Genomic DNA, 21,035 nt, shown 5'->3' on the forward strand with positions numbered 1-21,035 from the left:
AGATCGCTCGGTCACGGAGCCCGACCGCCGCAGGAGGGGTGGGGGTCGGGAGTCCGGGGTTCCGGCCGGCCGCGGGCCCGGATTCAGCCTGGCATCACCTCGCGGATCTCCTCGCGCAGCTCGTCGAGTGCCCGCTCCGGGACGAGCGGCACCGCGCGACGGACCTGCGCGAGCCCCACCGCGGCGAGCACTCCGGCGGCGGCAGCGAAGATGATCGTCGCGACCGCGGCCGCCGTCGTGGGCGGGAGTGCCTTCTCCAGCATCCGCATGATCAGCACGGTCGAAGTGCCTGCGGCCAGGGCGCCGAGCACCACGGCGACACCGAGCAACAGCACACCCTCGGAGGCTGCGCGCGCCTTGCCGGCCAACTCCTCCTGCGCGGTCCGCAGCTCCTGCTGGAGAACTTCGCGCATGTCGTCGACGAACCCACGGATCGCCTCGGTGCCGGAGTTCGCGGTGCGCAACTCCTGCTGAAACAGCTCGCGCACGTCGTCGACGAAGCCGCGGATCGCGTCGGTGCCGGAGTTCTCGGTTCTGGAGCTCTTCGGCCGATCGGAATCTCCGGTAGGGCTGCCCACCGCTTTGGGCGGTCGTGACGTCGGCATGAGGATCTCCTCGGTCATCGGGCCGGCGGATCGCTCCGGCCGGGGCTTCACCGCCGCAGGCGGCTCGACGAAGGCGTCGTTGGTCGCGAAGCGTGGGGCGACTGGTGCCGCTACCTGATGTCGGAGGACGTGACGCGAGTCGCACTGCCACGCTACTGCGAAGGGTCCTGCCGGTCCACCTGCCTGACGTCGGCGTCCGGAGCACGGTCAGGACGAGCCGGGAGCGGCCGGTCTCCCTTCGAATGACGAGCGTGGTATCCGTCCTTCCTCTGCTCGCTGGGCGGTGGGGCTTCCCGGTCTCGAGTGGGCTCGTCCTTGTCTCGGGCGTCGAGCAGCATGGCGACGGCAGCGACGACGGTGAGTTGTCGACGGCGGTCGCTGCGCCCGGTCGTCGGGCGTGGCCGTGCAGGTCGAATGGTGCGGGGTCGAGCCGCTCGATCGCCCCGCCGAGCGAGGGCATGTGCAGACGTGTGGGAACACGCTCACCTACCTGAGCGACCGGAACGCCGCGCGGAGCTCTTCGGCGAACAGTTGCGGCTGCTCCCAGGCGGCGAAGTGACCGCCTCGATCGACTTCGTTGAAGTAGATGAGGTTCGGGTAGGCCTGCTCCGCCCAGCTGCGCGGCGCCTCGTACTGCTCGCCGGGAAAGACGGTCACGGCCACCGGAATGGAGACGCCCTTGGTGTTGAAGAAGCCACCCTTGTATTCCCAGTAGAGGCGCGACGCGGAGACTCCCGTGTTCGTCAACCAGTACAGCGTGATGTTGTCCAGGATCTCGTCACGCGTCAGTTCGCCGGTGGCGCTCGTGGTCCGGTCGACAGCGGTGACGACCGCCGCGGCGGGCTGGCCGTCGGCGTCGTTGTGGTCGAGCAGCCAGGCGGCCAGGCCGACGGGTGAGTCCGCGATGCCGTACAAGGTCTGCGGGCGGGCGGCCATCATCTTGGCGTACTCGACCTGGGCGAACGTCCTCACCAGCTGTTGGTAGGCCCGGTGTTCCTCGGCCGAGAGACCGGGTGGCGGCGGGTCGCCGGCCTGGAGAGCCTTGTCGACGTCGGCCGGAACGGTGGCGGGCATGTTGGTGTGGATGGCGAGCAGTCCGGCGGGTGCCTGCAAGCCCATCTGGTCGACGACGAACGCACCCCAGTCGCCGCCCTGGGCAACGTAGCGGCTGTAGCCGAGGCGGTTCATCAGTTCTGCCCAGGCTCGGCCCATGCGCTCGGGGCCCCAGCCGGTGCTCGTCGGCTTCCCGGAGAACCCGTAGCCCGGCATCGACGGGATCACCACATGGAACGCGTCCGCTGCGCTCCCGCCGTGCCCCGTGGGATCGGTCAGCCGATCGACGATCTTCAGCTGTTCGATGACGGAGCCCGGCCATCCGTGATTGACGATGAGCGGCAGCGCGTCGTCGTGCTGTGATCGAACGTGGACGAAGTGGATGTCGAGACCGTCGATCTCGGTGATGTACTGCGGTCGGGCGTTCAGGCTCGCCTCGCACGTGCGCCAGTCGTAGTCCGTCATCCAGTAGCGCGCGAGCTTCTGCATCATGGCGAGCGGCACGCCTTGGGATTGATCCGCGACGGTCTCCTTCTCGGGCCAGTTCGTGGCCATGATGCGTCGACGAAGGTCCTGCAGAGCCTCGTCCGGAATGTCGACGTGGAACGGACGGATGCCGGTGGTGGGCTCGGCGGTGCTACTCATTGACGACCTCCCTCGTGAATGGGGTTATTCAAGGCAGTGACCGGAATGCGGCAGGCACTTCCCAGATGACGAGGCCGGGCTCCGGGCACGCCGCGAAATGGTCGCCTTTGCCGGCTCCGGTGAGGTGGATGAGGTAGGCGTGACGCTTGTCCAGGACCTTGTCTCGGGTCAGGCCGCCGACGGCGCGCCCAGCCGGGCCGTCCGTCTCGGTGACGACGTTCGGCAGGGCGCTCGGCCTTCTCTCGCACCTGCGCCAGTCGTACTCCGTCGCCCAGTAGCGGACGAACTCCTGCGTGACCGCCTGCTGCACGCCCTGTGAGAAGTCGGCGACGAGCTCCGGGTCCGGCCAGCGGGTAGCGGTCATGCGGCAGCGCGTCGATCTCCGCCTCGGCGATCTCGATCGTGCGCGGCCGGATCGCTGCATCGGCGTTCGTGCCGGACATAGGCATCCTCCTGGCTCCCGGCGTTTCCCACGACGCGGACCGGCGGCCGCATGCGTCGCGGGTCCTGCAGGCGGTCGGTCAGCTGCGGAACGTGGCCAGGATCGCGGTCAGTGCCGCCGGCATCTGCTCGAGGGCCTGCTCGGAAACCCACTGGACGGCGCCGGGGATGACCATGCTCTGCACGTTGTCCGCGGCGAGAATCATCACGTTCGACCTGCTCACCCCGGCTCGCCGCTCCGCCGATGGCGAGGACGGCACCGCCTCCTGTGGGTCGCACACCACAGTGTCGCCACAAATTCTGGGAGGGTGTAGTGGTGCCTATGGGTGGACGCGAAAGCACCCCGCAGGAGCAGAGTTCAGACCAATTCAGCGGTACCGCGAGCGCGAAGCGTGAGGCAGGTGTGGCCTCCTTTCGGAATTGATCTCGCAGCGGCATGAAGATCGTCGGCATGACTGCGGCGTGGCCGCAACGCTCCCGTGGACGTGCCGACGAGTACGGCGAGAACAACACGGCGCTGCGTTGAACTGCGAAATGCAGGCAATGGCCACTACGCCTGGCACGTCAATCCGCGAGTCCAAGCTTTGATCGCTCGGGGCCACCGTGTCTGATCTGCGGAGACGCGAGCTGAGGTGTTCAGTTGTTGCCTCGTGCGGCGCTTCAGCTCATTGCTGAGAACCGCGGCGTCAGGAATGAGAAACACAGGTTGTCCTGCTGTCTCTTGCGTACTCTGGGCTTTGCTCTTTCAGTCTCGACGACGTAGGCAAAGATCTACGGGGCGTGAGGTACCAGGCCTTCCGGCGCGTGGCGCCGAGCTCGTGACCCCGAGCACGCCGCAGACGCGACGGGTGTTCCACACGTCTGGTACTTGTCGTGGGGTTCTGACGCGGTCCATGGTCGTGCCGTGGCCAAGAAGCGGTGGGACGAACTGGATCCGCGCCTTCGGCAAGCGATCATGCTCGGCGGCGCCTTCGAGGCAGGGCTGAAGATTGCTGCTCTGATCGACCTCGCTCAACGGTCGAGCCGAGAAATCCACGGTTCCAGGGCGAGGTGGGCGGCCGCCATTGCGGTGGTCAACTCCGCCGGTCTCGTGCCGATCATGTACCTCCTGCGTGGACGGCGGCGTTGGCGCTAGCTGCCCCCGGATGCATGACCTCGCGATCTGCGCGGACGTAGCCCGAGCTCGGGCTGCCTGACAGCGCGGGCGCCGGTCGGTGCGGGGCATCACCGGCTGCGCCGATCAGCGGCCCAGCGTGGGGATGCGTCATGTCCTCGGCATGCGGGGGAATTGTCGTCAGTGAGTCATTTCGGCCCAGAGGAATCCGGCGGGTTCGCGGGCGATCGCGGTGACCCGACGCCCTTGATTCTTGCGGGCGGGAGGGCGCGGAAGCGGCGACACAGCCGTAGTTGCGCGGTCCAGGACCGGGCGAGGGTGTCGGCGGGCAGGTCGGCCTGGCGGGTGCCCAGCGCAGTGCCGACGATCGGGCAGTGCTGGTAGGCCCAGGGCGACTCGATCAGCTGGGTGCGCAGGTGGGCGTCGCCGGTCTTGGTGATGTGCCCGCGCCGGGCCAGGCTGCCCGAGGAGTACTCGCTGGGGATCAGCCGGTGAACGCCATGAACGCGTCTGCGCTGGGGAAGCGGCGCCAGGCGCAGACCTCGGTGGCCAGGTCGGCCCGCGCCGACATGCTCGATCACCTGCAGCGTGCTCGTCGGCGGCTGCACAGCTTCCTGTTGCGCCACGGCCAGATGCACGGGAGCACGCTAGATCAGTGCCGGGGCGATGACCTCGCCACCCCGCGCCCGCTCAGCAGCCGGTGCAGCCCACAGCCGGTCGGGCCGGCCTCATGACAGGCCCGCACCCACGAGGTGCCGACCGTCGCACTCAGAAACTGCAGTCGACAACCCTGTCCGGTCCTCGCTCTCGGCCATCACGGCCTCGCCGCCCACCACAGGGTCTCAGACGGACTCGTGCGCCGTAGGCAGTCGGAATCCTCCTGAGGGCGACTCGGGGCCGCCTACGACTGCCTCGGTTGCTTCGTCGCGCCGTCGGCGGCCGAGCCACGGTCGGGGGGTCTGCGAGAGTTAGTTTCATGCGAGTTGATCAGCGTTGTCGAACCTGCACCAGGGGATCCTCGGCGCCTTCCGGAACCTGGAGGTACGTGCCCAACGCGCCTGGCCGACCGAGTGTGTGATCACGAACTGAACCACGACGGAGGCGTACGGCCAACGCGAATGGGTAAACGCCTATGGCGGGTCGCCGCACGGTGCCCCCTGCGGAAGGAGAGCCGATGGGTACGACAGAGTACGTGTTCTACCTCATCGCCGCGGTCTTGCTGACGGTGGTGGTCGGGCAGGTGCTACTCCGCCGCGGCCAACCCTTCCTGGAAGAGGTGTTCCAGAGCAACGAAACCGCCCACTCGCTGAACATCCTGCTCTCGGTGCTCTTCCACCTGCTCACTCTCGGCGTCCTGGCCCTCCTGGCGACGATCGACGTGCCGATCATCACCAAATTCGGCATCGCGCTGGTGGTCGTCGGGATCGCGTACGGCGTCTCGATGCTGGTGCTGCTGCGAATCCGGGAGCGGCGGCGCCAGGATCAGCTCTTCGAGCGCCGGGCCCAGGAGCGCCAACGCCGCCAGACCCCGACGAGTGCGGACTCGCGCCCCACGCCCCCGCCGGCGAGCTAGGAAGCTAGGGCCGGGACGGCAAGCGCGGTCGGGAAGGTCGGGCCGCGCCCGAGGACTGATCTTGCCGGGCGGTCGGCGTGCTCGGTGGAAGGCCGGATAGCTCGGCGAGCAGCGTGCGAGGCTCGGATGTGCGAAACCCGTTGGGGATCGTCGGAGCACCAGCAGCGCTTGCAGCCAGCAGCGCTTGCAGCCAGCAGCGCTTGCAGCCAGCAGCGCTTGCAGCCAGCAGCGCTTGCAGCCAGCAGCGCTTGCAGCCAGCAGCGCTCGCGGCAGTGAGCCATTTCCAACCTGAGGTGGGCCGCAGGCGAAAGGCCCGCTCACCTACGTGAACGGGCCTGTGCCCCCGGCAGGATTCGACCCTGCGACCCAGAGATTAGAAGTCGTTCAGTAGTGGTGCGCCAGGGCTTCTCCCTTGGAAGAGGAGAGGTCTGATGCATGTAGTAGTGCGGCGCTACGTGGGTGCTTCGAAGCTCATCGACGTGACGTCGGAGCGCCAGTCGGACGTCCAGGAGGTCATCAGCTCGGTTCCCGGGTTCAGGGCCTACTACGGCGTGAGGGTGGGAAACGGGGTATGCTGACTGTCACCGTGTGCGACGACGAGGCCGGGACTAGCGAGTCCCAGCCGTCGCGCGGTCGAGTGGGTTCGGAATAACGTCTCCGGCGTGACGATTGATCCGCCGGAGATCATCGAAGGTGAGACCTACCTCAACTTTCGATCGCCGCGGGTGTACTTGGGTTCAACTGTAGTGCGTGGGTTTGTTCATCAAAACATTGTCCTCGCAAAGCTGCGAAGATGGCCAACGTTCCCGGTATTGCTCAGGAGCGCGGCCGGCAGCAGCGCCAGCCACGCATGTATTGCCGGTATGAAGAGCTAGCCGCCGCTGGGTGCGCTGGCTGCTGGCGGCGCGTCCATTGATATACGCAGGTTGATCAGCGGATCGGCCGGCACTTGAATGAAACCCCTGGTCGGGCGGTCCAGGTCGAAGGTGACCAAGAGGATCAGGGTGACCAGCACTGCCGCTAGGACGACGGTGAATACGCCCTGCCCGATGGTGGCGAGATGGAGGGCGAGCAAGCCAAGTGCCAGTGCCGCGCCGACGACCTCCAACAGCAGTACCTCGTCCGGCACCCGGTTGCCGAGGCCGTACGCTCGGGTCGATTGCGCGTCGAAGGTCTGATTGAGGCTGTCGACATACAGGCGGGGCGCGGTATCAATAGGAGCGGCATCAAGTGCCTGTCCGGCGAGCCGCCACAGCTGCGCCTCGATCTGTGTGCTGTCAGCAAGGACGCGGTTCGCCTCGGGGCTGCTCGGAACTGTCTGCGTCAGGCGGATGCTGGTGTCGGTGAAGCTCTTCAGCAGGGTGAGCGACTGTGTTCGTACCGGTTCCGCAAGCGTCTGCGCGCGCAAGTAGGTTGTGCCGATCGCATTGGACTCGGCGACAATCGCTGCCCTCCGGTCCTCGTATCGTCCGACGGCGAGGCTGAGGCCAAATGCGAGGATCAATCCCATGAAGCCCAGCAGCGTTGCCTGCATGACGCCGAACGGCTCACGCAGGTCATCTGACCGGTGCTGCACCTTCCGGCCAGCAACCAGGCCTAGCCCGGTCGCCAGGAGCGTGATCGCGAAGAGAATAAGCGCCAGCACCCACGTGCTCAGGGAGAAGAACAACATGGGCCCTCCTTGCGATCGGCGGCCGAGGCGTGTGCACCGGCGCGGGTATGCCAGTCGACGACCACTTTGAATATATTGATCTCGCGAGTGCACCTCATCATCTCGCCGGTGTGAACCGCTGGTGGTCTGCGCGCCGCGCGTCTCGGCGTGGAGGCCCTCGGTACGGCGGTCGACCTGCCTGCAAGAGCCGACGGGTCACTAGCGTCACACCGGCGCATCGGCGTAGGGCGACAGTGCGGGGCCCCAAGCGGGCCCGGATTGCGCTCGCCACCTCCGAGTCGCGGGAGTGTCGAGCGATCGGGCGTTTGTGCCATAGCGGCATAGCCGGCGTCGGGTTGGGTGGGCCCAGGCGGGTGGACGGGTCGCCTTCGCCCCGGCCCACTTCGTACGGGGGTCGCCGGCGATCCTCTCGAAGTAGCAGTTCGGTCGGCGAACTCGATCTCCACGTCGCACGTGCAGTCCGCGCGCTCGTCCTCGTCGAGGGTGTTGGCCCGGGCCAGCGCGCCGTCGGAGAAGATGTTGTGCAGGCCCACCACCGCAACGGCCGTTGCCGTATGCCTCATTCAAGCAACCAGACTTCGGCAGAACCGTTGCAGCGGACCCACGCCGGTCGCCAGCGCCGGCAGCCATGTCACCCTCCGGTGCGATCGGCTCGTGCACTCGATCTCAGGTCGGCTCGGACAGGACCGTGCGGAGGTCCGCGATGTCGGCCTGTAGCGAGCCGCCGGCGAACGCCAGCGTCTGCAGGGATCGTGTGGCGGCCTCGGCGTTGCCCCAGCCGCAGCGTCGGTGATCAGGACCGGCACGTAGCCGAGGTCGATGGCGTGCCGGATGGTCGGTTCGATGCCCACTTCCACGCGATACCGCAGATGAGGAAGGTGCGGATGCCGCAATCGCGCAGCGCGCGGGTATGACGGCCCGACCGAGACGCTTGGCCTGGCACCGCAACCGGGGTCACCGGCGCCTCGGCTTTCACGGTGCCGGTTCTGGCGACGGCTGCTCGCTCGGCGCGCGGGTGCTGCTTCCGTCCGACCTGCCAACGGGTCGATGGGAGCTCAGAATGGCTTCGGCGACCAACTGCGGCTCGTCGACCTGCACGTAGTGTCGCGCATTTGGGATCAGCTGAATCTGCGCTGTGGGGAACAGCTTGGTGAACCGGCGAGCGACGCCGGCGTTGAGGTAGGGATCATCGGCGCCGAACACGACCCGCACCGGTCGGTCGAAGGCGCGCAGCTTCGGGGCGCGGCGGGCGCGGGAGATCAGCGTGCGCGGCAGGTCCGCGTTCAGCCGCCAGAAGGCCGGGCGGGCGGCGCGGAACCGGTCGTAGTACAGCGGGAGCAGGTCGCGACGAACCGCCTCGTCGCGGATGAACCGTGCGACCTGCCAGAAGTACAGCGCTCGGTTGGGCCAGTCGAAGAGCCGCATCACGGGCCGGGCCAGATTCCGCAGGATCGGCGTCGCGTAGAGGATGATCGCTTCGGGTGGCCGCAAGGACGGCATCCAGCCGTAGTAGGTGTTGAGCAGCACGAGGGCCGCGACCCGGGCCGGGTTCGCAAGCGCCCAGTCGATGGCGGGCGGGCCGGAGGAGTCGTGGGCGACCAGGACGACCTCGTCCAGTCCCAGCTGGGTGATCACCGCATCGAGGTCGCCGGTCTGGTTCTGCGCGGTGTAGGGGTAGCCGGGCGGCTTGTCTGATTCCCCCCAGCCGAGGAAGTCGAAGGTGACCACCCGGCGGCGCCCGGCGAGGAAGGGCAGTGCCCGGTCGTACAGATGTTGGTCGTCGGGGAAGCCGTGCATCAGGACGATGGCCGGCGGATCGCCTGGATAGTCCCGCACCCGGATCCGGTGCCGGCGCTCGGCCCAGAGTTCGGTGAACGCGCTCGGTGTCGTCGTCATCGTGATGAGCTCCCTGGTCTGCCGTGAGGTGGTGACGTGCGGGTCGGGCGGAGCGGTGATCGGCGTGGTGATCATGCGCGGGACAGGCGGCACGTGCGGAGCTCCGGCCGGTCGAGGCCCGGGCCGGCCGGTGTGCAGGGAGGACGACCCGTCGCGGTCGCGGGATCACGGCGGCGAGGACAGCGGCGCCGGTCTCGGTAGGCGGCTGGGCGAGCAGCGCGGTCCTCGGCACGACCGTGCCGACGAAGGCGGGCGCCGGTCCGCCGCGGCAATGCCCATGATCAGACCGCGAAGGTGCTCTCGAGGTGGCTCCACGGCACTTCCCCCAACCTTGTTGGGTGAAGAAAGAGGCACGGTATCCCAGTGACTTGCGTCATACAACCCACCGTAGGGACGATGGGCCCGATGCTGCAGCGCACCTACCCGAACCAGACCTGCTCGATCGCCCGCGCCCTGGAGGTGGTGGGCGAGCGGTGGTCGCTGTTGGTGCTGCGGGACGCGTTGTTAGGGCGGCGCCGGTTCGACGAGTTCCGGGCCAACCTCGGGATCGCCAGCAACGTGCTGGCTGCCCGTCTGGACCGGCTGTGCAGCGAGGGCCTGCTGGAGCGGCGGCTCTACCAGACCCGGCCGGACCGCCACGAATACCTGCTCACGGACAAGGGCCGGGATCTCGCCCCCGCACTGCTGATGATGATGAAGTGGGGGGATCGGTACTACCCGCACCCGGGAGGACCACCACGGGTCGCCGTGCACGGCGGTGGCTGTGGCGGAGAACTAGACGACCAGCTGACCTGCCGGCGGTGCGGGCAGGTCGTCGGCTTCCGGGGGGTCGAGATTAGGCCTGGTCCCGGGCTGGCGGGGTACGAATCGCACTCGTGATCGGATCGGGCAAGGACGCCGGCTCGTCCCAGGCCTCGACCTGATCGCACTCTGGCTTCACGGAAGTCGCCGGCTTGCCGTCGCCTGCCCCGAGCCTCGAGCGAGTGATGTCGGGCGGGGGAAGGCGAAGACGTACCACCACTCGTTCGGCCGCCTCCCGGGGATGAGGTGAGGGAGCAGCCCGCGCACGCTCGCGGCGATGGCCTCGGGTGGCACGTCGACGAACTTCTCGCTGGACGCTTGGGGTCGTACCTCCGCGTCTGGCAGCACGCGCGGTACACGGCAGCAAGATCGTTCGCGGGCCCGGGGCTGGCTGTCAACAGTGCCGTGTAAGCGAGTCCGTGGTGGCGTTGCCTGCCCGATGCCCCTTGCCGCAGCGCTTCTTCGGTGCTCCATGCCCCCTGGACGAGCGGGCGCCCCGGCCCTGGCACCGCGAGCCCTCTTCAGCGCCACCGACGCGACCCTTGACCTGGTCAGGGGGCAGGGGCGCGTAGGAAGATGCCCGAGCCGGGTTTGGGAGAGAAGAAGCTGCTTTTGGCCGGTACCACCTGGCCTGCGTCGGCGATCGCGGTGAGGGTTTCGAGTTGCGGCGCCGGTAGCGCGAACAGTACGCCGCCGTCGGCCTCGCATGCGGTGAGGAGATCCTCGATCGGGGCGCGGGTCTGCTCGATCTTGGTGCCGGGGGGCAGCCCGTTGAGCACCCGGTCGTGGAGCAGCGAGACGTCCAGGCCGGGCGAGCCGGGCGGTCGCTCGCCGGAGTAGCGCGCGACGTACCAGCGGCGGTCGAGGTTGACCGCGATACCCGCCGCCATCGCCTCCTGTGGGTCGGCGACCGGGCGGACGTGGAAGCTTGCTTCGAGCAGGTCGCGGACCAGCGCGGAGTCGACGGGACCCGCGACCCGCCGGTCGAAGGAGGCCAACCGCAGTCCGTTGAGGGGGTAGGCCACGCACAGCACGCCGCGGCGGGAGCCCCGTCCGGAGCGGGACCGCACGTTGAGGCTGGCTGCCACGCGGTGGTGTCCGTCGGCGATGTAGTGGGTGGCGGCGCCCAGCTCTCGGCACAGCTTTTCGGTTTGCGGGCCTTGCGGGATTCGCCACACCGTGTGGCGTGAGCCGTCGGGTCCGGCGACGTCGCGGTCAGGCGGTAGTTCGGGCGCCAGCGCCAATGTCGCTTCGACCACCGGCCCGGCCCGGTGCAGGGTGCTGACCAGCTCCACCCGTTGGGGCGTTGTCGCCAGGTAGCGTGTCAGCCCATCGACCCGCTGCGGCTGCACCGACTCGTGACCCAACACCCTGCCGTCGAGGAACGCCTCTGGCATGATGTCGCAGACGATGCCGATGTGCTGGCCGTGCGGCGTGCTCTGCCGGTAGACGTAGAGCGCCGGGGGCATCGGCTCGTAGGAGTCGGGGCGTACCGCGCGCGGCGCCAACCGCGAGGCGATGGCGATCTCCACCATCGGGCCCACCTCCTCGGCGGCGGCTTCGGCGCGGACCAGCCAGCCCGCGAAGGTGCGTACGGCCTGCGCGCCGCAGGTCGTCGCCCCTCCGGTTGACGCGGCCGGCGTATCTGCGGCGGCTTCTGCCGCGTATCCGCGCGTCATCCGAGCTCCGTGCCGGTGGAGTCGAGGGTGGTCAGCGAGCTGCCCAGCACCTCGGGGAGCGCATCGAGGCCTGCCAGCAGGTCTGTGGGCACGATCCCTGCGACATCGATGGTGGCGACGGCCGCCACGCCGCCTGCGAAGATCTGGTTCTGCATGTGTTCAACGTTGAGCCTGGCCTCACGCAACAACTCCAGCACGCCGGCCAGCGCGCCGACCTTGTCGAGGTGACGCACTGTGAGGGTGGCGCTGCCCAGTCCGCGGGGTGAGAGGTTGACGCAGTTGCGCGCCTCGCCTGCCGCGAACGCGTCGACGATCTCCACCACCCCCGCGGCGATCGCGGCCTGGGCCTGTGCGGTGGAAGCGCCGATATGGTGGGTGGCCACCACCCGGGGATGTCTGGCCAGCGGCGAGTCCCACTCGGCGGTGCCCGAGCTGGGCTCGTCGGCGAATACGTCGAGACCGGCGCGGACGTGGCCAGCATCCAGCGCCGCGAGCAGCGCCGCCTCGTCGACCACCTCACCGCGTGAGGTGTTGACCAGGACCGCGCAAGGTTTCATGGCGGCCAGGAACTCGGCGTCCACAAGGTTCTTGGTCTCCGGCGACAACGGTACGTGGAGGCTCACCACGTCGGAGGCGGCGAGCAGGTCCGGCAGCGAGCGGTAGCACGCGACGTCGAGCTCGGCCAGCCGGTCGCGGGTGGCCTGGCTGCGGCCGGGACGGTCCAGACAGCCGATCCGCATCCCGAACCCGGCCGCCCGCTCGGCCACGGCGAGGCCGATCGAGCCCAGGCCGAGGATGCCCAAGGTGCTGCCGAGCAGCCCGTTGGCCTCGGTGTAGGTCGATTTCGCCCAACGGCCCTGCCGCGCGTCGGCAACGTTGTCGGCGATCCTGCGGTCCAGCGCCAGGATCAACCCCATCGTGAGCTCGGCGACCGCGACCGCGTTGCGGCCGGGCACGTTGCAGACCAGAACACCGTTGCGGGCCGCGACCTCGATGTCGATGGTGTTCGTGCCGGCACCGGCCCGGATCACCAGGGCGAGCTTGTCCGCGGCCTCGAACACCGCGCGGTCGACCTTCGTGCTGCGGACCACCAGCCCGTCGACGCCTGCGATCCGATCCGGCAGGTTCGCCGTGGTCAAAGCAGGCTCCACCGCACACCGATGTCCCCGCGACTCGAGCTCGGCAATGGTCTGGGCGGACACCGAATCGGCGAACAGCAGGTACATGGGCGGACACCCTTCACGACGGGTTCGCAAACCGGGCCCCGATCGGGCCGCCCTAGAGGCTGAACAGGCACCGCGCTCGACGGCCAGCCCTATGAATGACGACACGAGATCCACATGAGTTTTATATGGTGGAACTCATGTTCCGGTAAGTGCGGTTAGGGTGACGGCGGTCGAGCACCATGTCAAGAGAAGAGGGCGCGCGCTTGCCCCGCACAGCCGTGCGCCGATTCCGACCCCGGACGAGTGCCGGCGGCGGCCGGTCACGAGATCGGAGTGCGATTCGGCTGGGCGTCGACGCCGGGCTTCTTTGGGCAGGTCGGGTGCAAGGTCGAGAACGACGCGCTCCGGCGCGGTCCCTGGCTCATCCTCGGACCGGTCGTGGACGATCACCGATCCCTCGACGTGCAGGCCTGCAACCCGGCCGACACCGTGCTGTCGGTGCGCCTCGTACATAGGTGAACGCTGGCGCATCGCGGCGTGGTGTTCCTCGACGTCGTCTGCGGCAGGCGACCTTATGGCGGGGGACGCGACGGGCAGTACGGTTCGACCTACCCTTGAGCCACGCGGCTCGTCACCTGGGCTGGAGCTAGCGCGCGCCTGCTTGGCCGAGGCGCTTCCTCAGCGCTGGGCTCACGTCGAGAAGGTCGCGGAGCGCGCCGGAGTGCTCGCATGCGCTGTCGGGGCAGGGGACGGCGAGGTTCTTCATCCAGCCGCATGGTTGCACGACGTCGGCTACGCCCCGGATCTCGCGGTGACGGGATTCCATCCTCTCGACGGCGCTCGTTTCCTTACCAAGGAAGGCTATGTGCGTCTGGCTGGCCTCGTAGCCTTCCACTCCGCCGCTGCGGCCGAGGCGAAGTGTCTCGGGCTCGGGGACGAGCTGGCCTCCTTCGAGGACGAGCGCTCGCTGGTCCGTGACCTGCTGTGGTTCGCGGATATGACGGTGGGGCAGCCCAGACGGTACGAACTCAGGTCACCCCGAGGGAACAGGACATGAGACGAGGGCTCAACCGGATACTCGATGCGGTACTGACGATCATCGCCCCTACATCGAACGTCGTCCGGGGCGCCGGACGGCGGCCTCACGGGTCTGCCCGTCGGCTGAGCACAGTCCTCGCGACCACGAGTCCCTGAACCCAGGTCAGCGCGACTGCCGCGATCCCACCAAGAGTTCGGTGCCATCCAGCTTCGGTTCCGCGGCCCGGTCACCCGGCTGGCCGGTGGGCAGCCGCAGCGCGGGCACGGCGAGCATCTGGTGGCCACGGCACGTGCACCGGCGTCGCACCCGCTGTGAACTGGGTATTCTCGGCACGGCGGGGCATGGTTAAGCCTCCCAAGAACACGCGATCACGATGAGGGTCGGCGACGCCCAACAACCATCTTGCCATCGACAAGATAGCGTCGACTGCCGGCGGGCAACGGTCCTCGAACTCTCGGCCACGGTGCGGGCGCGCTGGCTCAGACAGGGAGACGCTTGCGCGCCTGCCGCTTCAACCTGGCGCACCGCATCAGGTATAGCGGCGTCGGTGGCACCCAACCGAGCTGCCGGGCCATGCCGAGGTCGTCGCGGTTGGCCCAATGTTCGATGATCTTGCCGTCCTTCATGCGGAACCAATGCGACTGGGTGATCGCGAACGTCTTTCCGGTCGGCGCGAACGCCTGTGTGACCTCGGCCTGCCCGCCGTAGAACACGATGGTGCCGGTGTGTCGTCCTCGCATCGTCGAGCTGACCGCCACCAGATCCCCCTCCGTGACGGCGTGGTGGATCTCGTACGACAGATCCTCGATCGCGGCGCGAAGCCAACACGCTAGCTCGTAGAAGGCGGCCGGACCCTCGCCACGAGCCGATGGTGGAGCTGCCTTGCGCTCGCGTGTGAACCCGTCGGGGTGCACCACGTCGTCGAACTCGGCACGGCTGCCCCCCGCCATGTGGTGGATGCTGCGAACCGCAACGGACTTCAGATCGCTCGACACGGCTGCGAGGTCGGCGTCCATGACGACTCCAATTAGATACAGTCGGGCTGTGCGCAAAGTGTGGGACCGCTGATGACCCAAGTCAAGAGGCCATACGACGCCTCCCGCCGACGCGCTCAGGCCCAGGCGCGACAGCGGGCGGTCGTAGCTGCGGCGAAAGAACTGTTCGAGCGCGACGGCTTCCGCCAGACCACGATCGCGGCGGTCGCCATGCATGCGGGCGTCTCCGCCGAGACCATCTACAAGGGGTTCGGCAGCAAGACCGCGCTGGCCAAGGCCGTCTTCGACTACGTCATCGCCGGCGACGACGAGCAGGTTCCGGTCTGGCAGCGCCCCGAAGCCCGAGCGGTACGCGCCGAACCCGACGCACGACGCAAGATCGCGCTGTACGTGAGCGGCCTGGCGCTCCGCGTCGAGCGTTCGGCGAAGGTCCAGATGCTGATCCGCGACGGCCGGCACGTCGACGACTCGCTCAACCCCGTCTGGCAGAAGCTGCACGACGAAGGGTTGACCGGCATGACCATGCTGGGACGCCACCTCCTCGACACCGGCCAGCTACGGGCCGGCATCGACCTTGACGAGGTGCGCGACGTGCTGTGGAACTACATCGCCGTTGACCACTACGAGCGGCTCGTGCTCGACCGGGGCTGGTCGCTCGACCGATACGCCGCATGGCTAACGCACGCGATCACTACCGCTCTCTGCCAGTGAGGTCGTTGGAGTTTGGGGACGTCGCCGGGGTCGCGCAGGCTGCGAGTACCTACCGTCCGCCAACTGTCCGCACAGACCTACAGCCGCGCGACCTCTCCGCGACACGCCCGACCTCGCCTCGAGCCGCCGCAGCGCCCAGGAGTTCAGTCAACTAACCGTTGCCTGGCCCACGCCGCGGCGGGGAGGGTGCGGTTGCAGAGTCGGCGGCTGCGGTCGCTGACCCGGCACTTCCCGGAGATCGTCGCGGCGGTGGCCGAGCTCGGCGAGGACGTGGTGCTCGACGGGCAGCTGGTGGTGTGGCGGCAGGGCCGGCTCGACATCCTCGCCCTGCAGGAACGCCTCCCGCCCTCGACCACCGGCGCCGCCCGGCTCGCCGCGGCCAAGCCGGCGGCCTACGTCGTTTTCGAACTGCTGGCGTGCCAGGGCACGGACCTACGCCCGATTCCGCGGATCCAGCGGCGCCGGCGCCTCGAGGAGCTGCTCGGTCTACGGTTGCTGCACGGGCTGGTGCTCATGCCCACCTCCGGCGAGGCAACCGTGGGGCGTTTGTGGATGCGCGAGCACGATTCGGGCACCGAGGGCGTGGTGGCCAAGCGGGTCGATCAGACCTACCGCGCCGGCGCCCGGGTATGGCGGAAGGTCAAGACGCGGCTGACCGCCGAGGCGGTTGTCGGGGGCGTGCTTGGGTTCCTCGGCGAGCCCGACGCGCTGGTGGTCTGCCGGTACGGCGCGCACGGCCGGCTGCGGTCGCCGGCCGCGACGCTGCTGACGATGCGGCGGCGCTGGTGCCGTCTTGGTGTCCTTCTCCCAGATGCGGGTGTTGATCTGGGCGATGCTGGTGCGGATGTCGAGGACGCCGTTGTTGAGGTCGAGGCGGTCCGAGCGCAGGGTGCAGAGCTCGCCGCGGCGGGCGCCGGTAGTCATGGCGAGCCAGGCGAGCATCCCCGAGTCCGGGTCCTTGACTCGGGTGTCGGGGGATTCGGATCCGGCGCCAGCTGGGACGGGGCGTCCGCCTGAGCCACCAGGTTGACGCCGATCCATCGCCACTTCACGGCGCGTGCGAAGGCGCCGTTGAGGAGCACCTGCATCTGGCGCAAGTAGGAGGCGCCGAGGGGTCTGCATACGTGCGGGGCGCAGCGGTGGCTGCAGGCATGTTCGCCAGATACGCGGTGGTCGATCTGACCCCGACGGCGTGAACAGCGGGCGCGGCAGCGGCGGAGCTGCGAGTAGAAGGTGTCGAGGACCTCGCCGTCGATCCGGCTGATTTGGACCTTCCCAGCAGCGGGCGGATATAGAGACGAGCCATGCGCTCGTGACCGTCGCGCGTGGTGGCCTCCACCTCGAGCACGTCGAGGTAGCGGTCGAGGAGCTGGTCGACGGTTGCGTTGGTACGGGTGGCTCGTCGCTCGTCGACCTCGTCGAGGAGGCGGGTGCGCACCTTCTCGGCTTCCTTGGCTGCCTGCGGTCCCGCTGGCACGTACTCCTCGGCGCGATGGCGCTTTCCGGACAGCGGGTTCGTGCCTACGTAGACCCACACGCGGTAGGAGCCGTTGCTGAGTCGCTCGATCTCACCGCGCTGACGGCGGGACCTCGAGCAGCTGCCATGGGGCGACGGTAGCGATACTCGCCCCACCACTCGCCCCACTTGTCGTGCTCGGCCAGAGGCGCATCGCCTCTGACCTGCGTGCCCCCGGCAGGATTCGAACCTGCGACCCAGAGATTAGAAGGCTCTTGCTCTGTCCAGCTGAGCTACGAGGGCGCGCGACCCGGAGGCCGCCGCCGACGAGGGTAACGGCTCGGGCGTCGTGGGCATCCCGGGCCGCCCGACCGTGCGACCCCGGAGCCCTGATCGGCCGGTTCCGCGACGTCACCCGTCCGTTTCGCGGTGTCCGGCCTCACGCCGCGGGGGTGCGAGATCCATACTGAGCGCATGGCACTGGGACTGCGCTCCGCGATCGGCTCGGACGTCGGCCGCCGGCGCACCGCGAACGAGGACTCCGGCGCGGCCGGGGACCGCCTGCTCGTCGTCGCCGACGGCATGGGCGGCCATGCGCACGGCGAGCTCGCGAGTACGCTCACCGTGGCGGCGATGTTGGAGCTGGACGAGCGGTTGCCCCAGGACCTCACGCAGGTGGATCTGCTCGGCGAGCTCGCCTCCGCCGTCGACGAGGCCTCCGAGCGACTGGCCGAGCACGCGCGCAAGGAGCCGGACACGCAGGGGATGGGCACGACGGTCGTCGCCCTGGTGTTCGACGGGGCCCGGCTCGCCCTCGCGCATGTCGGAGACTCCCGGATCTACCTCTGTCGCGGCGGCGAGCTGCGTCAGCTCACCCGCGACCACACCATGGTCCAGCAGCTGGTCGACGAGGGGCAGATCACGCCCGAGGAGGCGCTCGTCCACCCCCGTCGCTCGGTCCTGATGCGCGCGCTCAGCACCGAGCACCCGGTCGAGGCGGACCTCGAGTTCCTCGAGCCGCAGCCCGGGGACCGCTACCTCCTCTGCTCGGACGGGGTGACCGCGGTGCTGCCGGACAAGGCGATCGAGGACCTCATGGCCGCGCCGACCGGCCCCGAGGTCGTCGTCGAACAGCTGATCACATTGGCCAACCAGGGCGGGGGACCGGACAACATCACCTGCATCGTGGCCGACGTCGTCGACGCCGGAGAAGCCCAGGCGCAGGGGGTCCGGGTCGTCGGGGCGGCCTCCGAACTGGCCTGACGACGGGCCACCGGGCGCGGACCGCGGCACGGCGGCGCCGAACCACTCCGTCGGTCCGGGATCTCCGTCACGAGGGGCAGTCCGGCAGCGGGGTACGACGGAAACCGTCGTCGTGCGGGCATAGCCTGGTCGCATGGCGCAGACGACCGCCGACCCCACCCCGACGACGTCGGCGCGCCGGCCGCCTTCGGGCGTCGGCGGCCTGGTCGGGCTCGGCATCGCCGTGGCGGTGCTCGTCGCGGCGGGGCTCACGGCCCTCACCGGATCCCGGCCCGTCGAGAACCTCGGGCTGCCGGACCCGGGCACGCTCACCACGATCGGACTGCCCGCCGTCCGCGCGGCGGCCGAGGTGTGTGCGGTGCTCGCGATCGGGTTCCTGCTGCTGGCGGCGTTCTTGGTGGCGCCCCAACGGAGCGGCTACCTCGACGTCGCCGGGTACCGCGGGGTCCGCGCGGCCTCCTACGCCGCCGCAGGATGGGCCGTCTGCGCACTGCTGCTCGTGCCGCTGAGCGCGGCCGACGCGCTGGGCAGACCCGTGGTCGACGTGCTCGATCCCGGCCTGCTCATCTCGGTCATCCCGAAGCTTGCGGACGCGATGTCGTGGCTCTTGACCGCGATCGTCGCTCTGCTCCTGCTGGTGGCCTGCCGGCTCGTCCTCTCCTGGGGGTGGACGGTGGTGGCCTTCGGGCTCGCCCTGCTCGGCCCGCTGCCGGTCGCCCTCACCGGGCACTCTGCCGCGGGCGGCTCCCACGACGTCGCGACGAACAGCCTCGTGCTGCACGTCCTCGCCGCGGCGCTGTGGGTGGGCGGGTTGGTCGCGGTGCTGTCGCTCGCGGCGGCTCGGGCGGACGGCGACGGGGTGACGCTGGGAGTCGCGGTACGCCGGTTCTCCCGCGTCGCGTTCTGGTGCTGGCTGGTGCTCGCAGCCACCGGGGTGCTCAACGCCTTCGTCCGGATTCCGCCGGCGGACCTGTTCGGGTCCACCTACGGCGCCCTCCTGCTGGGGAAGACCTTGGCGTTGCTGGTGCTCGGTGGACTGGGTGTCCTTCACCGCAGGCACACGGTCGAGGCGGCCGGGCGCGGCGAACGCGGAGCGCTCCTGCGGCTCGGCGCCGTCGAGGTGCTCCTGATGCTGGCCACGCTCGGGCTGGCGGTGGCGCTCGGGCGCAGCGCACCGCCGGCGTCCGGTGCCGCGCCGCCGTCGCGGACCGAGGTCGTGCTCGGCTACGACCTCGACGGCCCGCCGACCCTGGCCCGCTTCGCCTTCGACTGGCGGTTCGACCTGTTCTTCGGCACCGCCGCGGTGATCATGGCCGTGCTCTACGTGCTGGGGGTGCGACGGCTGCGGGTCCGGGGGGACAGCTGGGCAGCAGGGCGGACGGCGGCCTGGCTGAGCGGCTGCGCGGTGCTCCTGATCGCGACGAGTTCGGGTCTGGGGAAGTACTCGCCGGCGATGTTCAGCGTGCACATGGGCACGCACATGATGCTGGCGATGCTCACGCCGATCCTGCTCGTGCTGGGAGCACCGGTCACGCTGATGCTGCGCGCACTACCGGTTGCCGGTCGGGGCAACCCACCGGGGCCGCGGGAGTGGTTGCTCGCCGCCGTGCACTCGCCGGTCGCCCGGTTCGTGACGCACCCGCTGTTCTCGTTGCCGGTGTTCGTCGGCTCCTACTACGCGCTGTACTTCTCGAACCTCTTCGCGTGGGCGCTCGACGAGCACTGGGCGCACGTCGCCATGAACCTCCACTTCCTGCTCGCCGGCCTGATCTTCTTCTGGCCCGTGATCGGCGTGGACCCGTCGCCCCGACGTCTGCCACCCGTCGTGCGGCTGGCGATCGTGTTCATCTCGGTGCCGTTCCACGCCTTCTTCGGGGTGGCGTTGATGGGCGCGGACACCGTGATCGGCGAGGACTTCTACCGGTCGCTCGCCCTCCCGTGGGTCACCGATCCGCTCGTGGACCAGAAGTTGGGCGGCGGGCTCGCGTGGGCCTCGGGCGAGGTCCCGCTCCTCCTGGTGATCATCGCGTTGCTCATCCAATGGTCCCGTCACGACGAGCGGTCGGCCCGGCGCGATGATCGCCGGGCGGACGCGGACGGCGACGCAGAGCTCAAGGCCTACAACGACATGCTGCACCGCTTGGCCCATGGCGGGGCGCCGTCGGGCGCGTCCGAAAAAGTCTCGGACGATCACGGGGACGACGCGCCGCACGACGAACGACGGCCGCAGGGCACATCCGTGGGGTCCCGGCCGGGCGAGGCGTCGGGTATCCGTGCAGGTGAGCCCCGTGGGGACGGGCCGCCCACGGGATGACCGCTCGTCGCGCGGCGGGACGGGGCCGGTTTCGCACCGATCCGCCGTCTTCGCAGGTCAGTGGGTAAATGGGGGGCCGATTTGACCACCCCCGGAGGCCCTGGTGTAACTTTCTCCCCGTCGCCGCGGCGAGCGGAAAGACGGATCGGGCCGGGTCTCCGGGCCGGGTCGGGCTCGCCAGTGGGTGACAGCCTCCGCGGAAGCGAAGCCTTCGGGTAACGTCGTGGAGGTGTCGGACGGAAGCTGGGGGTTGCCCCAGCGGCACGCACGACGTAGCATATGAGAGTTGCCTCCGATCCGGTCGGATCTGGTAGGCTCTCGAACAGAGCGACAACGCCCCGGACGGTCCCGTGAGGGTACTGGTGGTGTGCGGGTGTCTTTTGAGAACTCAACAGTGTGTCGAGCTTTGTGTTCTGGCGGTTTTTGTGCCAGTTCATGTTTTGGTTCGTGGTCCGGGCCCCGTCCTGGATGCGGACCGTTTTGTTGGAGCCAGTTTTTGTTGGAGAGTTTGATCCTGGCTCAGGACGAACGCTGGCGGCGTGCTTAACACATGCAAGTCGAGCGGTAAGGCCCTTCGGGGTACACGAGCGGCGAACGGGTGAGTAACACGTG

At 68.9% G+C, this 21,035-nt stretch carries 18 protein-coding genes, 2 tRNA genes and 1 rRNA gene; 9 read left to right on the forward strand and 12 right to left on the reverse strand.

The genetic code is table 11. The features are described 5' to 3' along the window. Positions 1-83: 83 nt before the first annotated feature. The 4 genes from ABD990_RS15735 to ABD990_RS15750 all read right to left on the reverse strand — a co-directional run bounded on the left by ABD990_RS15735 (position 84) and on the right by ABD990_RS15750 (position 2,968). On the reverse strand, positions 84-623 hold the full coding sequence (locus ABD990_RS15735) for a phage holin family protein (RefSeq protein ID WP_345381244.1): 540 nt from the start codon (positions 621-623) through the stop codon (positions 84-86). Positions 624-1,091: 468 nt separating this feature from the next. Continuing rightward, on the reverse strand, positions 1,092-2,303 hold the full coding sequence (locus ABD990_RS15740) for an epoxide hydrolase family protein (protein ID WP_345381245.1): 1,212 nt from the start codon (positions 2,301-2,303) through the stop codon (positions 1,092-1,094). Positions 2,304-2,331: 28 nt separating this feature from the next. Beyond that, on the reverse strand, positions 2,332-2,727 hold the full coding sequence (locus tag ABD990_RS15745; RefSeq protein ID WP_345381246.1) for an epoxide hydrolase N-terminal domain-containing protein: 396 nt from the start codon (positions 2,725-2,727) through the stop codon (positions 2,332-2,334). 97 nt (positions 2,728-2,824) lie between these two features. After that, positions 2,825-2,968 carry a hypothetical protein gene (locus ABD990_RS15750; RefSeq protein ID WP_345381247.1) on the reverse strand — a complete coding sequence of 48 codons (144 nt, stop codon included), beginning with the start codon at positions 2,966-2,968 and terminating at the stop codon, positions 2,825-2,827. A gap of 680 nt (positions 2,969-3,648) precedes the next feature. Between ABD990_RS15750 and ABD990_RS15755 the strand changes: the two genes are divergently transcribed. Then, complete coding sequence (locus tag ABD990_RS15755) at positions 3,649-3,879, forward strand: hypothetical protein (protein WP_345381248.1); 231 nt, start codon at positions 3,649-3,651, stop codon at positions 3,877-3,879. A 167-nt stretch (positions 3,880-4,046) separates the two neighbouring features. On the opposite strand, the gene ABD990_RS15760 is transcribed toward ABD990_RS15755, so the two are convergent. Continuing rightward, positions 4,047-4,496, reverse strand: coding sequence for a transposase (locus tag ABD990_RS15760; protein WP_345381249.1), 450 nt, complete (start codon positions 4,494-4,496; stop codon positions 4,047-4,049). 536 nt (positions 4,497-5,032) lie between these two features. On the opposite strand from ABD990_RS15760, the gene ABD990_RS15765 reads away from it, so the two are divergent. Then, on the forward strand, positions 5,033-5,431 hold the full coding sequence (locus tag ABD990_RS15765; RefSeq protein ID WP_345381250.1) for a hypothetical protein: 399 nt from the start codon (positions 5,033-5,035) through the stop codon (positions 5,429-5,431). A gap of 338 nt (positions 5,432-5,769) precedes the next feature. Here ABD990_RS15765 and ABD990_RS15770 read toward each other — a convergent pair. The 3 genes from ABD990_RS15770 to ABD990_RS15780 form a co-directional block, all read right to left on the reverse strand. Then, positions 5,770-5,894, reverse strand: a tRNA-Arg gene (locus ABD990_RS15770). 408 nt (positions 5,895-6,302) lie between these two features. Further along, positions 6,303-7,103: a bestrophin-like domain gene (locus ABD990_RS15775; RefSeq protein WP_345381251.1), complete on the reverse strand. Its 801-nt coding sequence runs from the start codon at positions 7,101-7,103 to the stop codon at positions 6,303-6,305. A gap of 972 nt (positions 7,104-8,075) precedes the next feature. After that, positions 8,076-9,074, reverse strand: a complete 999-nt coding sequence (locus ABD990_RS15780) for an alpha/beta fold hydrolase (protein WP_345381253.1) — start codon at positions 9,072-9,074, stop codon at positions 8,076-8,078. 321 nt (positions 9,075-9,395) lie between these two features. Here ABD990_RS15780 and ABD990_RS15785 point away from each other — a divergent pair, with 321 nt between their 5' ends. Beyond that, positions 9,396-9,878, forward strand: coding sequence for a winged helix-turn-helix transcriptional regulator (locus tag ABD990_RS15785; RefSeq protein WP_345381254.1), 483 nt, complete (start codon positions 9,396-9,398; stop codon positions 9,876-9,878). A 473-nt stretch (positions 9,879-10,351) separates the two neighbouring features. Here ABD990_RS15785 and ABD990_RS15790 read toward each other — a convergent pair whose 3' ends face one another. Both ABD990_RS15790 and ABD990_RS15795 read right to left on the reverse strand, forming a co-directional pair. Continuing rightward, positions 10,352-11,479, reverse strand: a complete 1,128-nt coding sequence (locus ABD990_RS15790; RefSeq protein ID WP_345381255.1) for a DUF1015 family protein — start codon at positions 11,477-11,479, stop codon at positions 10,352-10,354. Further along, a complete protein-coding gene (locus ABD990_RS15795) occupies positions 11,476-12,705 on the reverse strand; it encodes an NAD(P)-dependent oxidoreductase (RefSeq protein WP_345381256.1) in 1,230 nt (409 codons plus the stop codon). The genes ABD990_RS15790 and ABD990_RS15795 overlap by 4 nt, the downstream gene beginning before the upstream one ends. Before the next feature lie 601 nt (positions 12,706-13,306). On the opposite strand from ABD990_RS15795, the gene ABD990_RS15800 reads away from it, so the two are divergent. Further along, positions 13,307-13,702, forward strand: coding sequence for an HD domain-containing protein (locus ABD990_RS15800; RefSeq protein WP_345381257.1), 396 nt, complete (start codon positions 13,307-13,309; stop codon positions 13,700-13,702). 461 nt (positions 13,703-14,163) lie between these two features. Here ABD990_RS15800 and ABD990_RS15805 read toward each other — a convergent pair whose 3' ends face one another. After that, the gene (locus tag ABD990_RS15805; RefSeq protein ID WP_345381258.1) at positions 14,164-14,700 is read right to left on the reverse strand and encodes an ester cyclase; all 537 of its coding nucleotides are present in this window, start codon (positions 14,698-14,700) and stop codon (positions 14,164-14,166) included. 51 nt (positions 14,701-14,751) lie between these two features. Here ABD990_RS15805 and ABD990_RS15810 point away from each other — a divergent pair, with 51 nt between their 5' ends. Together ABD990_RS15810 and ABD990_RS15815 are read left to right on the forward strand one after the other, a co-directional pair. After that, complete coding sequence (locus ABD990_RS15810; protein WP_345381259.1) at positions 14,752-15,390, forward strand: TetR/AcrR family transcriptional regulator; 639 nt, start codon at positions 14,752-14,754, stop codon at positions 15,388-15,390. A gap of 12 nt (positions 15,391-15,402) precedes the next feature. Continuing rightward, on the forward strand, positions 15,403-16,407 hold the full coding sequence (locus tag ABD990_RS15815) for an ATP-dependent DNA ligase (protein WP_345381260.1): 1,005 nt from the start codon (positions 15,403-15,405) through the stop codon (positions 16,405-16,407). 668 nt (positions 16,408-17,075) lie between these two features. On the opposite strand, the gene ABD990_RS15820 is transcribed toward ABD990_RS15815, so the two are convergent. Then, positions 17,076-17,149, reverse strand: a tRNA-Arg gene (locus ABD990_RS15820). Between the two features lie 171 nt (positions 17,150-17,320). On the opposite strand from ABD990_RS15820, the gene ABD990_RS15825 reads away from it, so the two are divergent. The 3 genes from ABD990_RS15825 to ABD990_RS15835 all read left to right on the forward strand — a co-directional run. Beyond that, entirely contained in the window at positions 17,321-18,109 is a 789-nt protein-coding gene (locus ABD990_RS15825; protein ID WP_345381261.1) for a Stp1/IreP family PP2C-type Ser/Thr phosphatase, read from the forward strand. A 133-nt stretch (positions 18,110-18,242) separates the two neighbouring features. Then, positions 18,243-20,423: a bifunctional copper resistance protein CopD/cytochrome c oxidase assembly protein gene (locus ABD990_RS15830; RefSeq protein WP_345381262.1), complete on the forward strand. Its 2,181-nt coding sequence runs from the start codon at positions 18,243-18,245 to the stop codon at positions 20,421-20,423. 496 nt (positions 20,424-20,919) lie between these two features. Beyond that, a 16S ribosomal RNA gene (locus tag ABD990_RS15835) occupies positions 20,920-21,035 on the forward strand; the annotation flags it as partial.

Source organism: Pseudonocardia yuanmonensis (assembly GCF_039542425.1).
GTDB classification, from domain to species: Bacteria; Actinomycetota; Actinomycetes; order Mycobacteriales; family Pseudonocardiaceae; genus Pseudonocardia; species Pseudonocardia yuanmonensis.